Below are 12,499 nucleotides of genomic sequence, written 5' to 3'. Positions count from 1 at the left end.
ACCCATTCTGGCAGGCGCGCGGCGCCGCTTCGAAAGAATGGCGGAGCCCCGGCATGGACGCCCGGGCCGCCCTCCGGGTGGCCGCGTGGTGGTTCTCCGGTCCGCGGGGCGTGCGCGAACTCCACTATTCTGGGAGTGATGAGCGAATCCCCAGAATCCCCCCAGACGCCGCAGCCTCCCCGCCCGGTCACCCCCGGCAGCCAGGCATCGTTCGGCACCTACGGCGGCCGGCCGGTCAGCTTCGTACGCCGCGGCACCCGCCTGCAGGGACGCCGCCAGGCCGCGTGGGAGGAGCACTCGGACCGGTGGGCGGTGGAGGTCCCCCGGCACATCGCCAACACGTCCGTGCACCCCGATTACGTGTTCGACGCCGAGGCCGAGTTCGGCCGGAAGGCTCCGCTGATCGTCGAGATCGGCTCCGGGCTCGGCGACGCCGTCTGCCATGCGGCGGAGGAGAACCCGGACAAGGACTTCCTGGCCGTGGAGGTCTACACCCCGGGCCTGGCCAACACCCTCATCAAGATCAACAGCCGCGGGCTGAGCAACGTCCGGGTGGTGGAGGCCAACGCCCCCGAGGTGCTTGCCACCATGCTCCCGGAGGGCTCGGTCACCGAGCTCTGGGTGTTCTTTCCCGACCCGTGGCACAAGTCGCGGCACCACAAGCGGCGACTCATCCAACCGGCCTTCGCCGAGCTCGCGGCCCGGGCGCTCAAGCCCGGCGGTATCTGGCGGATCGCGACCGACTGGTCCAACTACGCCGTGCACGTACGCGAGGTCCTGGCCGGTTCCGCCGACTTCGAGAACCTGCACGAGGGCGAGCGCAGCGGCGATGACAGCCCCCTCACCCAGGTCTGGGAGTCCGGGGTGGAGTCCGTCGTGGGCGGGGCCCCGGTCAAGGAGGGGCGGGCGCCGGTCAGCACCGAACACACCGGGCCCAACGAAGGCGTCGACGAGACGGGCGGCTGGGCGCCGCGGTTCGAGGGCCGGATCCTGACGAGCTTCGAGAACAAGGCCCACGAAGCGGGCCGGTTGATCTTCGACCTCTGCTACCGGCGCCGCTGACGCACGCACCCGCCCGCCCCGGGCCCGGGCCCGGGACCGGCGTGGCACAAGTGCTGTTGTGCAGCAGGTTCCCGTGGCACGATTACCGAAGATGCATGGCTGGCGGCGGCACGACGGCGCCAGCAGAGCCGGAAGACGCGAAGGACCGATCATCAAAAAAGAACTTAAGGACGCCGCGGAAGTCGCCGAGGACGTCACCAATTCCAAGCCGCTCGAATACGCGGCCCGGGCAGGGTTCGCCGTTTCGGGCGTCCTGCACTTCCTGATCGGGCTCGTCGCGATCCGGCTCGCGATGGGCGGGCAGGGGCAGGCCGATGTCAGCGGCGCCGTTGAGCAGCTCGCCAAGCAGCCGGCCGGACCGGCGCTGCTCTGGAGCGCCTTCGCGGCCTGCGTCGCCCTGGCCATCTGGCAGACCAGCGACGCGGTGTTCGACTTCAACCACCTGCCCACCAAAGACAAAGTCGGCAAGAAGCTCAAGGCCGCCCTCCAGGCCGTGGTCTATGCCGGGTTCGGCCTCACGCTGGCGTCCGTGGCCCTCGGCGCCCATGCCGACCACCGCCGCTCCACCAGCGACCTCACGGTCCAGCTCATGAAGGCCCCGGGCGGCGTGCTGCTGCTGATCGTCATCGGCGCCGCCATCGCCATTACCGGCGTCGTCTACGCCATCCGGGGGTTCCGGAAATCGTTCCTCAAGTACCTGCGCCTGCCCGCCAACGAGCACACCCGCAGCGCGGTGACCGTCGCCGGCGTCGCCGGTTATGCCGCCAAGGGTGTGGCGCTGCTGTTGACCGGGCTGCTGATCGTCATCGCCACCGTAAAGGCCAACCCGGCGGAATCAACCGGGCTCGACGGCGGCCTGAAGGCCCTGCGGGAGCAGCCGCTTGGGATGTACATGCTCGCCGCTGTGGGCGCTGGCCTGATCTGCTACGGCATCTTCCTGGCCGTACGGGCCCGGCTCGCCCGGATGTAGCGGCGAGCCGGGTCCGACAACAGCGACGCCGCACCCCCTGGCTGCGACGCCTGGCCCTGCCGACTGGCAGTGCCGCGGGCCGCGCTAGGGGTGCGGAACGGTGATGACCGCGACGGTCTGCTGCTGGCCGTTGCGCATCTCGATGCTGGCGATGCTGGCCAGCTGCAGCGGGGTGGCCCCGGTGATGCGCACCTTGCCGCTGGGGGTGGCCGTCCAGGCGCACGCCCGGTCCTCGCCGCCGTCGCGGCCCTTCACCCAGAGCGAGAGAGTACCGTTTACGGGCATGCTCCTGCCATCGACTGCCAACTCGGTGCCCCATGTCTTCTTCACGAGGCCGACGGTGAACTGCGGCCCGTTACCGGCCGCCACGGAATAACTGGCATCCGGCTTGGGCTGCTGTGCCAGCAGCGGCCCGGCCAGGAAACCCAGCGCCAGGCAGGCCGCGGCAACCGCAGCCAGCGCCGCCGACCACAGCCGTCGCGTCTTCCGCCGACGGGCCGCGAGCGCGGCCAGCAGCCCCCGAGGGACGGAACCAGCGACGGATGCTGGGAAAGCCCCGGCAGCGACGCCGGCAACCGGCGCAGGCGCGGGCGTAACCGGGGCGGGCCCCGCGAGTGTGGTGAGCGCGACGGCGTCGGGCACGGGAACAGCGTCGAGCAGCGCCGGGAGGCTGGCGAGTTCGTCGAGGGCCGCGCGGCAGTCCAGGCAACCAGGCAGATGCCGTTCGAAAGCCGCGGCCTCACCGGGTTCCAGACCGCCGAGCAGATACGCGCCGAGCAGCTGGTGGAGTTCGGTTCCTTTCACTGCTGCACCCCCATTTCGTCGAGGATCGTCCGCAGGGCCCGCACCGCGTAAAAAGCCCTGGACTTCACCGTGCCGGCTGGAATGTTCAACTGCGCGGAGGCTTCCTGGACGGTGAAGCGTCGGTAGTGGAGGGCGACCAGGACGTCGCGATGCTCGGCGCTGAGGCGCAGCAGCGCTTCCTCCATCAGGACCCGGTTGAGCAGCTCATCGATGCGTTCCGCGGCGCCGGCAGGGTCGGCCACCTCACGCTCGGCGGCCTCCCGCGGCCGGCGCTGGGCCTTGCGGTAGTTGTCGATCATGATGTTGCGCGCGGTCCGGAACAGATAGCTGCGCAGGCTGCCGGTGATCTGCGGCGCCTGCTGCCAGACGCGGAGCACCGTTTCCTGCACGACGTCGTCCGCCAGCTGCGGGTCGTGGCAGGCGCCCAGGACGAACCGCCGCAGGGCCGTTCCGTGCTCGCGATAAATCGCGGCCACCACCTCTTCGTCCAGCGGCATGCGGCACCTCCCGGGCTTTGCCCCTCTGCCCCACTAGGACGTACACGCCGGCGCGAAAGTTCAACGGAACGCCCTTGAACCATTTTTCACCCGCGGGCGTCGTATCAGCTAGCCGGACAGCGGGATGGCCGGCACCTAGCCAAGGAGCAAACAATGACAAAGCACTTCGGCGCCACCCTGTCGGCCCTCGCTCTTGCCGTCGTCGTTTCCGGCTGCGCTGGGGGCAGCGGGACCACGACGTCGGCACCCCCGGCCGGCACGACGGCGGGCTCCGCCGCCACCTCGGCGGCCGCCTCCCCGGCGCCGGCAACTTCCGCGAGCAGCACCACCGGGTCCAGCGCACCGGCGTCAGCCGCTGAACTCAAGACCGCCGCGACCAGCGCCGGGCAGGTGGTCGTGGACGCCAAGGGCATGAGCGTCTACCTCTTCACCAAGGACACGAAGGACTCCGGCATGAGCGCCTGCACCGGTTCCTGCATCGCTGCCTGGCCGCCGGTGCTTACCGGCTCCGCCGCACCAGCGGCGGAAGGCGTCACCGGCAAGGTGGGCACCATCCCCACGCCGGACGGCAAGAAGCAACTGACCATCAACGGGATGCCCGTGTACTACTTCGCCAAGGACCGGACGCCCGGTGACATCACCGGCCAGGGCGTCGGGAACGTCTGGTTCCTCGTCAACCCCGCCGGCGGGATGATCACTTCCGCCGCCGGCGGCGGCTACTAAGCCCCGGACTCGAGCCCGTCGTCGGAGTCATCCTCGAACTCGACGGCGGCCACGATCTCCCGGGTCTCCGGGTGGATCATGTACGCCTCCTCGTCGTCCTCCAGCATGAGGAACTCGCCCTGGTCCGTGGTGAAGTGCCAGGCCAGGACCCGTTCGCCGTTATGGTCGTGGTTCGGATCGCCCATGGTGATCTTCAGCAGGGTGTGTCCGGCCACCTCGCAGAGCTCCCGGATGATCAGCTCAAACTCCGGCGCGCTGCTGAGTTCCTCCTCGGCCGCCGCTGCCTGGCGCTCCGCCAGGTTGGGGATCCGGGACACCCGTTCGTGGATGTGCCGGTCGAGTTCGTCCTCGTCCAAGACCAGCAGGTCCGGCTGGCTGCGGAGCCAGGCGGCATTGAGCGCGACAATGTCCTCGGTCTCCAGCAGCGGCTCGAATTCGTCGTCGAGCTGCTCCAGGAGCTGGACCGCCTCGGGTACCGCCACCGCGCCGTCTTCCACACCCAGCTCGGCGTCGCCGTCGAGATAGGCCTCCGCTTCCTCCTCCGAGAGCGAGTCGTAGGCGGCCACGCTGCGGTTGAACAGGTCCAGGTGCGCGGCGGCGCCCATGCCGGCCAGCCCTTCGCGGACGTACGTGTCGATCTCCTCGCGCTCCGGCACGGTGAAGACGTACTGGGCGAAGCCACCGCCGAGCGACTGCGTCAGATAGAAGTCCACGTAGTAGCTGCGCAGGGCGTTGGCCGCGATTTCCTCGGCGTCCAGCAGTTCCGCGTACATGGCGTTGACGACGTCGACGTTGTTGTCCACGACGTCCACGTTGCCGCCGTTGAGGCTCTCCCTGGTCAGCACCGGGGCATGGTCGGTCGCGGTCGGGCTCTGGGTCAGGCTGGTGCTCATGGGGATCCTCACGGTGGTGGCGGGTGCTGCTCCGGTCCCTTCCACGGTAGGCCCGCCCGGTTCCGGGGCGCCCGAGCGGGAGGTGAACGTCAGGCGAAGTTTCCGGGCCCCGCCAGGCTGGCTAAGATGAATCAGATGACCAACTGCTGGAAGTAGTGCGCACATGCCATCCCATCCGGACGAGAGTGCGGCACTGGCAATACAGACCCCCGCAATCAACGACCGCTCCCTCGCGGCCGGACTTGCCTACGCCATGGGGAGCCGGGTTTCCGGGATTTCCTTCGACGCCGCCACCGGGCTGATGCTGGGCAAGGTCCGCGGCGGCGCGGACGTGCCGTATTCGACGACGGCGAAGCTGGTCCGGAAGGGCGGCGGCTGGAGCTGCACCGTCGGCGTCTGCAGCTGCCCGGTCCGCAAGGACTGCAAGCACGTGGCGGCGCTGCTGTTTGCCGCCGAGGACAACCCGGCGATCCGCGTCCAGCTGCTGGCGCCCGCGGAATCCTCCCGGCTGTCCCGCCAGCCCTCGGCGCTGGACCTGCCGGACTGGGAGCAGGCCCTGAGCCCGCTGATCGCCCGGCCGGGGATCACCCAATCGACCAACGGCGTGCCGCTGGCCCTGCAGTTCGAGATCGAGGAACCGGCCCCGCACTTCTCCTACACGGGCCGCCGGGACCCGCTGCGCAGCGTCCGCCAGCTCAAGGCCCGGCCCGTCATCATGGGGGCCAAGGGGAAGTGGATCCGCGGCGATGTCTCCTGGAACACCCTGAGCTACCTCAACTACCGGCGCGAATGCAACGAAGCCCACGTGGAGTGGATGCAGGAATTCCTCGCCTCGCACACGGCCCTGGCGAACCGCCAGCACGCCGGCACCGCGCCCTGGCTGGGACTGAACACTTACGCCGGCAAGAACCTCTGGAGCCTGCTGGCCGAGGCCCGGAAGATCGGCCTCGCCCTGGTCCACGGCCGGGGCGACGAACCCGTGCGGCTGGCCGACGAGCCGGCCGCCGTCGGACTCAACCTGACCCGGCTCGGCGCCGAGGAGCACGACGGCGGCGGGCTGGCGCTCGCACCTACGATCACGGTCGAGGGCGCGGTAGTCGATCCGGCGTCGGTCGGGACCATCGGCCGCCCGGCCCACGGGATCTTCCTGACCTCCGGCGCCGATGCACTGCCCGGCGTCGCCCCGGGGGACTCCGCGATCACCCTCGCGCCCCTGGAGGCCGGGCTCAGCGAAGAACTGCTGACCTTCGTCACCGCGGGCACCACGCTGCACATTCCGTCCCGGGACGAGGGGCGCTTCCTCACCGGGTTCTATCCCAAGCTCAAGCAGACCGCCCGGGTGACCGCCTCCGACGAATCCGTCGAGCTGCCCACCCTGGCGGTCCCCACCTTGTCCCTGCTGGCCAACTACGGCGCGGACCACCGGGTCCGGCTGCACTGGGAGTGGCACTACAAGGCCGGGACCCTGGTCACGGCCCAGCCGCTGTGGCGGCACCCCGGCGACCACGGCTACCGTGACGACACCGCCGAGGCCCGCATCCTGGAAACGGTGGGCCAGCCATGGGACGTTGTGCCGAAGCTCGGCGAATCGGCCACCGGAGGCTGGGGCACTCCGCGGCTGGCGGCGTCCGCGGAACTCAGCGGCCTGGACACCCTGGCCTTTACCGAGGAGGTCCTCCCTGCGCTGCGCGAGCTTCCGGAGGTTTCCGTGGACACGGCCGGCGAAATTGCCGACTACCGCGAGGCCGAGGAAGCGCCGGTGGTGTCGATCTCCACCAAGGCGACCGACCAGCGGGACTGGTTCGACCTGGGCATCCAGATTTCGCTCGAAGGCCAGCCGGTGTCCTTCGCCGCCGTTTTCTCCGCCCTGGCTTCGGGCCAGACCAAGATGCTGCTGCCCAGCGGTGCGTACTTCTCCCTGGACCTGCCCGAGCTGCACCAGCTGCGCGCCCTGATCGAAGAGGCGCGGGAACTGCAGGACAACAAGGACGCCCCGCTGCAGATCAGCCGGTTCCAGGCCGGGCTCTGGGACGAGCTGGCACAGCTGGGCATCGTCGACGAACAGGCCGCCGCGTGGCGCGAGGCCGTCGGCGGGCTGCTCGAGGGCGGCGTCAAGGGCCTCCCGCTGCCCGACACCCTCGACGCCGAGCTGCGCCCGTACCAGCTCGAGGGCTTCAACTGGCTCAGCTTCCTCTACCGCCACGGACTCGGCGGCGTACTGGCCGATGACATGGGCCTGGGCAAGACCGTCCAGGCGCTGGCGCTGATCTGCGCCGCCAAGGTCGCCGCCGCCGAGACTGCCGTTCCGGCCGCCGCCGTTGCCCCCGATGCCGCGGCCGACGTCGTCGTCAGCCCTCCCGGCGGCGCACCCGGCGCGGCGCCTTTCCTGGTGGTCGCCCCCACGAGTGTGGTGGGCAACTGGCAGGCCGAAACCGCGCGCTTCGCGCCGGGCCTGACGGTGCGGGCCATCGGCGAGACCTTCGCGAAGAGCGGCTCGGTGCCGGCCGAGGCGATGGCCGGGGCCGACGTCGTGATCACGTCCTACGCGCTGTTCCGGATCGACTACGAGGCCTACGCCTCCCGGCAGTGGGCCGGCCTGGTGCTCGACGAGGCGCAGTTCGTAAAGAACCATCAATCCAAGGCCTACCAGTGCGCCCGCAAGCTCCCCGCCGCCTTCAAGCTGGCGATCACCGGCACGCCGCTGGAGAACAACCTGATGGAGTTCTGGGCGCTGACCTCGATCGTGGCCCCGGGGCTCTTCTCCAGCCCCAAGCGCTTCGCCGAGTACTACCAGAAGCCCGTGGAGAAGAACGGGGACCGGGCACAGCTGGACAAGCTCAGGCGCCGGGTCCGGCCTCTGATGATGCGCCGCACCAAGGAACAGGTCATCCACGACCTGCCGCCCAAGCAGGAGCAGGTCCTCGAGGTCGTGCTGAACCCGCGGCACCAGAAGGTCTACCAGACACATCTGCAGCGCGAGCGGCAGAAGATCCTGGGCCTGATCGAGGACGTCAACAAGAACCGCTTCACGATCTTCCAGTCGCTGACCCTGCTGCGGCAGCTCAGCCTCGACCCGTCCCTGATCGACCCCTCGCTCTCGGGGGTCCGCTCCAGCAAGCTGGACGTCTTGTTCGAGCAGCTGGAGGACCTCGTTGCCGAGGGCCACCGCGCGCTGATCTTCAGCCAGTTCACCGGTTTCCTCGGCAAGGTCCGCGAACGGCTCATCGAGGAAAATATCGAGTTCTGCTACCTCGACGGCAGCACCCGCAACCGCACCGACGTCGTCAACGAGTTCAAGAACGGCGCCGCCCCGGTGTTTCTGATCAGCCTCAAGGCGGGCGGCTTCGGCCTGAACCTGACCGAGGCGGATTATGTGTTCCTGCTGGATCCGTGGTGGAACCCGGCCTCCGAAGCGCAGGCCGTGGACCGGACGCACCGGATCGGCCAGGCCCGCAACGTGATGGTCTACCGGCTGGTGGCCAAAGACACCATCGAGGAAAAGGTCATGGCGCTCAAGGCCAAGAAGTCCCAGCTGTTCGCGGACGTGATGGAAGGCGACGCCCTCTCCGGCGGCGCGCTGACGGCGGAGGATCTGGCCGGGCTGTTCACCGACTGACGGCCGGTCCGGCCCGTCCGAGCAGGGGCGTCCGGCTCTAGCGGAGGGCGGCGAGCCGGGTGTCCAATGGTGCGTATCGGGAAGAGCCTGGGCGAAGGAGCGGGTGGCCATGGCCGCGCGTATGAGGTTCATTGGCACCGCGGCGCACCCGCGGCGGCTCGCATCGGTGCTGGCGTCGCTGTTGGCATCGCTGGCGCTGGTGCTGGGCCTGCTGCCGGTCACCGCTCCGCCGGCCGAGGCGGCCACCCTGTACGGACACGACATCTCCTGGCCGCAATGCCCGACGGCGGTCGGCGGCCTGGGCCTGCCGTTGCCTCCGGCGACTTCACAGTTCGTCGTGCTGGGCCTGACCCGGGGACTGCCCTTCACCGAGAACCCGTGCCTGGCCAGCCAGGTGGGCTGGGTCAGCACCAATAACAAGCGAGCCCACGCCTACACCATGGCGGCTTTCCCCACCGCCGCCCAGCTGGCCACCTACCGCGCGCAGGGGCCGTGGTCCGCCACTACCCGGGCCGGACAGCTCTCCAACGTCGGTTACGCCGAAGCCCGCTACGCTCTCGCCAGCCTCCAGCGGGCCGGCTTCCGGCCACCCGTCGTCTGGATCGATGTGGAGCCGCGGCCGGCCCAGCCCTGGCCCGCCGCCACCGCGGTGCAGCGGCGCGAGAACCGGTACGTGGTGGAAGGCCTGATGCGGGGCCTCCGGGACGCGGGATACTCCTACGGCCTCTACTCCTATGCCTCCGGCTGGCAGGACATCACCGGCTCGTGGAGGTTGCCGGGGGTTCCGGTCTGGGCCACCGCCGGGCGTCTCGACTATCCGTCCGAAGCCCTGGACCGGTGCCGGCAGGCCAGCTTCTCCGGCGGCCGGGTCTTCCTGTCACAGTGGTACGACGACGTCCGCGACTATGACCTCACCTGCGACCCCTACGCGTTTACTGCGCTGCCAGTGCCGGCCTCCGCGCTCTCGGGCGCGACAGCGGACTTCAACGGCAACTGGAACAACGATGTCCTGGCGCGGGTCGCGGCGACTGGGGAGATGCGGCTGTACGCCGGAAACGGGCGGGGCGGGCTGTTCACCGGGCTCAAGATCGGCACCGGCTGGGCCGTCTTTAACGCCCTCGAAACCCCCGGGGATTTCAGCGGCGACGGGGCACTGGACGTGCTTGCCCGGGAGAGCGCCACCGGCCGGTTGTGGCTGTACCGGGGTACCGGCAACGGCGGCTGGCTGCCCCGCGTCCTGATCGGCACCGGCTGGCAGGCCATGAGCGCCATCGTCGGACCGGGCGACTTCAACGGCGACCAGCGCGTTGACGTGCTCGCCCGCGAATCTGCGACCGGTTATCTGTGGCTCTACCCGGGCAACGGCAGCGGCGGCTGGCTCCCCCGCGTGCGGGTGGGCAGCGGCTGGAACGCCTTCAACGCCCTGGTTGCGCCGGGGGATTTCGACGGCGACGGCGCGCCCGACGTGCTCGCCCGGGAAACGGCCAGCGGCCGGCTGTGGCTGTACCGCGGAACCGGCTCCGGCGGCTGGCTGCCGCGCGTGTTGCTCGGCTCCGGATGGAATGCCATGACCGCGGTGATGAGCCCCGGCGACCTGAACGGCGACCGGGCTCCGGATGTCCTGGCCCGCGACAGCGCCGGGCTGCTGTGGCTGTATCCGGGAAACGGAGCGGGCAAGTGGTTGCCGCGGGTTCGCGCGGGGATCGGCTGGAACATCATGAACGCCATATTTTAGCCGGCGACACCAGGAGCGGGTGCAGTCCGGAGCCCGTGATCTCGGGAGTGGCTCAGGCGGCCGCCGGAGCGACGAACGGCCCCGCCGCGGCCAGTTTGCGCCGCGCCCAGCGCCGGAGCGCCTTGCCCTTGCCCGTCCACCAGCTGTCCTCGTCCGTGTCGTGGTGCCAGCGGAAGATCACCGCCACCAGGACGAAGACCCCGGCGGCCACCTGTTCCCAGGCGCCGGACGCGGCATGGACCAGCACGACGAGGGACATGCAGACGATGGACGGGAGCGCCAGCGTCCGGAACACGGTGTTGGCCACGTAGCGTCGCCTGGAGCGCGGCACCGAGACTGCCCGGACCATATCGAAGCAGACGCAGACCACCACGATGGATTGGCCAAGGGTGAGAAGCAGAAGGCCCGGCAGGGAATGTCCGAAGAGTGCGACGGCGTACAACCCGCTGTTCATGGCCGGCCCGCGATCGTTGCGGACGCCGGCGCTGCTGCGTCCGGAATGGTTGACTGAAGCATGTGCTGTGCCCCCCGACATTTTGCACTGGAGCCGTGTCATATCGGCTGTCCACTCGGCGGCCACCCGGCTGCCAAGACCATTCAACAGGCCGCGCAGGAGGGAAGTCACTGACTGGCGGTACCCGACTATGCGGATTTGACCACCCGAATTTGCGCCGGAGTACTCAGTCCGCCCGGGCCGACTACTTGGAGACAGTTAAGGGGTCTCGCGCGGCCGCCACACCACCAGGGCCTGCGAACGGGCGCGGGGCCGCTGGCCCCGGGCCAGCGTGACGACGTCGCCGGCTGCCCCCGCGGCGAAAATGCGGGAGTCCAGCGGCTGCCGGCGCCGGCCGAGTTCCTCGGTCAGCTCGGTGACCCGCCGCTGCAGCGCGGCAACCTGGTTCTCCAACTGCAGGATCCGCTTGATGCCCTCGAGTGAGACGCCCTCCTGGGAGAGCCGCTGCACCTCGCGGAGCATGTTCACGTCGCGTTGCGAGTACCGCCGGGACTTGCCGGGGGCGCGGCTGGGCGAGACGATGCCGAGCCGGTCGTACTGGCGCAGCGTCTGCGGGTGCATGTCCGCCAGCTCCGCGGCGACGGAGATGACGAAGATCGGCTGGTCGAACTCGATGTCCAAGGCAGGACTCCTACAGCCGGGCCTTGGCTGCCAGGCCGGCGCGGACGTCCTCGCCGGAGGTGGCCGCGGCGAAAGCCTTCACGGCTTCTTCGGCGTCCTTGCTCAGCTTCTTCGGCACGGCGACGTCGATGGTCACCAGCAGGTCACCGGTGGCCTTGGTGTGCTTGACGCCGCGTCCCTTGACGCGCAGCGTGCGCCCGGACGGGGTGCCGGCGGGGACGCGGACCCTGACCTTGTCGCCGTCGATGGTCGGAACCTCGATGTCGGCGCCCAGGGTGGCCTCGGCGAAGGTGACCGGGACGTGGATGCGCAGGTTGTCGCCGTCGCGGGTGTAGAAGTCGTGCGGTTTCACCGTGACGGTGACCATGAGGTCGCCGTTGCCGGCCGGACCATACTGGCCCTTGCCGCGGACGCGGACCTTCTGGCCGTCCTTGATGCCGGCCGGGATGCGGACGTCGATGACTTCGCCGTCCGGTTCGCGCAGCCCGATGGTGGTGCCGCGGATGGACCCGGCGAAGGAGATGCTGGTGGACGCGGTCCGGTCGGCACCCTTCTGGGGTGCGCGCTGGAAGGACTGGCCACCGCCGCCGAAGCCGCCGCCGCCAAACAGGTCGGCGAACTCGGGCGGGATGCCGCCGGCAGTGCTGTAGCCGCCGGAGTGGCGTCCGCCGCCGCCGGTGAACAACCCGCCGAAAAGGTCCTCGAAGCCGGCACCGCCGGCAGCCCCGCCGGCGCCGCCGGGGGCGAAGCGGGCGCCGCCGCCCATGGCCCGGATGGCGTCGTACTGCTGGCGCTCGTCGGCGTCGGAAAGCACCGAGTAGGCCTCGGAGATGTCCTTGAACTTCTTCTCCGACGCAGTGTCCCCGGCGTTGGTGTCCGGGTGGTGCTGCCGCGCGAGCTTCCGGTAGGCCTTCTTGATGTCGGCGTCGGAAGCGTCCTTGGCGACACCAAGGATCTTGTAGAAGTCCTTGTCCACCCAGTCCTGGCTAGCCAATGGCGTTTCCTTTCAAAGTACAAAGCGTTAAGGCGAGACAACCGCAGGAGCGGAGCGAGACAAGCGGCCC

11 protein-coding genes are annotated in these 12,499 nt (G+C 69.7%); 5 read left to right on the top strand and 6 right to left on the bottom strand.

Going from position 1 to position 12,499, the window contains the following annotated elements:
- Positions 1 to 138 precede the first annotated feature (138 nt).
- Positions 139 to 1,062: a tRNA (guanosine(46)-N7)-methyltransferase TrmB gene (gene trmB / locus HNO80_RS08205; protein ID WP_175322354.1), complete on the top strand. Its 924-nt coding sequence runs from the start codon at positions 139 to 141 to the stop codon at positions 1,060 to 1,062.
- Between the two features lie 91 nt (positions 1,063 to 1,153).
- Positions 1,154 to 2,032: a DUF1206 domain-containing protein gene (locus HNO80_RS08200; RefSeq protein WP_175322422.1), complete on the top strand. Its 879-nt coding sequence runs from the start codon at positions 1,154 to 1,156 to the stop codon at positions 2,030 to 2,032.
- An 84-nt stretch (positions 2,033 to 2,116) separates the two neighbouring features.
- Here HNO80_RS08200 and HNO80_RS08195 read toward each other — a convergent pair whose 3' ends face one another.
- On the bottom strand, positions 2,117 to 2,836 hold the full coding sequence (locus tag HNO80_RS08195) for an anti-sigma factor family protein (RefSeq protein WP_175322353.1): 720 nt from the start codon (positions 2,834 to 2,836) through the stop codon (positions 2,117 to 2,119).
- Positions 2,833 to 3,333, bottom strand: a complete 501-nt coding sequence (locus HNO80_RS08190) for a sigma-70 family RNA polymerase sigma factor (RefSeq protein WP_175322352.1) — start codon at positions 3,331 to 3,333, stop codon at positions 2,833 to 2,835. The genes HNO80_RS08195 and HNO80_RS08190 overlap by 4 nt, the downstream gene beginning before the upstream one ends.
- 153 nt (positions 3,334 to 3,486) lie before the next feature.
- Between HNO80_RS08190 and HNO80_RS08185 the strand changes: the two genes are divergently transcribed.
- Complete coding sequence (locus HNO80_RS08185) at positions 3,487 to 4,056, top strand: COG4315 family predicted lipoprotein (protein WP_175322351.1); 570 nt, start codon at positions 3,487 to 3,489, stop codon at positions 4,054 to 4,056.
- Here the strand turns inward: HNO80_RS08185 and HNO80_RS08180 are convergent.
- A complete protein-coding gene (locus HNO80_RS08180) occupies positions 4,053 to 4,949 on the bottom strand; it encodes a DMP19 family protein (RefSeq protein WP_249777222.1) in 897 nt (298 codons plus the stop codon). The genes HNO80_RS08185 and HNO80_RS08180 overlap by 4 nt on opposite strands.
- Before the next feature lie 163 nt (positions 4,950 to 5,112).
- Between HNO80_RS08180 and HNO80_RS08175 the strand changes: the two genes are divergently transcribed.
- Both HNO80_RS08175 and HNO80_RS08170 read left to right on the top strand, forming a co-directional pair.
- Positions 5,113 to 8,565, top strand: a complete 3,453-nt coding sequence (locus HNO80_RS08175; protein ID WP_175322350.1) for a DEAD/DEAH box helicase — start codon at positions 5,113 to 5,115, stop codon at positions 8,563 to 8,565.
- Positions 8,566 to 8,674: 109 nt separating this feature from the next.
- Positions 8,675 to 10,300, top strand: a complete 1,626-nt coding sequence (locus HNO80_RS08170) for an FG-GAP-like repeat-containing protein (protein WP_249777221.1) — start codon at positions 8,675 to 8,677, stop codon at positions 10,298 to 10,300.
- 52 nt (positions 10,301 to 10,352) lie between these two features.
- On the opposite strand, the gene HNO80_RS08165 is transcribed toward HNO80_RS08170, so the two are convergent.
- The 3 genes from HNO80_RS08165 to HNO80_RS08155 all read right to left on the bottom strand — a co-directional run bounded on the left by HNO80_RS08165 (position 10,353) and on the right by HNO80_RS08155 (position 12,429).
- Positions 10,353 to 10,754 carry a hypothetical protein gene (locus tag HNO80_RS08165; RefSeq protein ID WP_175322349.1) on the bottom strand — a complete coding sequence of 134 codons (402 nt, stop codon included), beginning with the start codon at positions 10,752 to 10,754 and terminating at the stop codon, positions 10,353 to 10,355.
- Between the two features lie 258 nt (positions 10,755 to 11,012).
- Positions 11,013 to 11,435, bottom strand: coding sequence for a heat shock protein transcriptional repressor HspR (locus tag HNO80_RS08160; protein WP_175322348.1), 423 nt, complete (start codon positions 11,433 to 11,435; stop codon positions 11,013 to 11,015).
- A 10-nt stretch (positions 11,436 to 11,445) separates the two neighbouring features.
- Complete coding sequence (locus HNO80_RS08155) at positions 11,446 to 12,429, bottom strand: DnaJ C-terminal domain-containing protein (protein ID WP_175322347.1); 984 nt, start codon at positions 12,427 to 12,429, stop codon at positions 11,446 to 11,448.
- Positions 12,430 to 12,499 lie beyond the last annotated feature (70 nt).

It is taken from the genome of Arthrobacter sp. C9C5, assembly GCF_013359735.1.
Taxonomy (GTDB): Bacteria; Actinomycetota; Actinomycetes; order Actinomycetales; family Micrococcaceae; genus Arthrobacter.
This window is presented reverse-complemented; position numbering and strand designations above follow the sequence as displayed.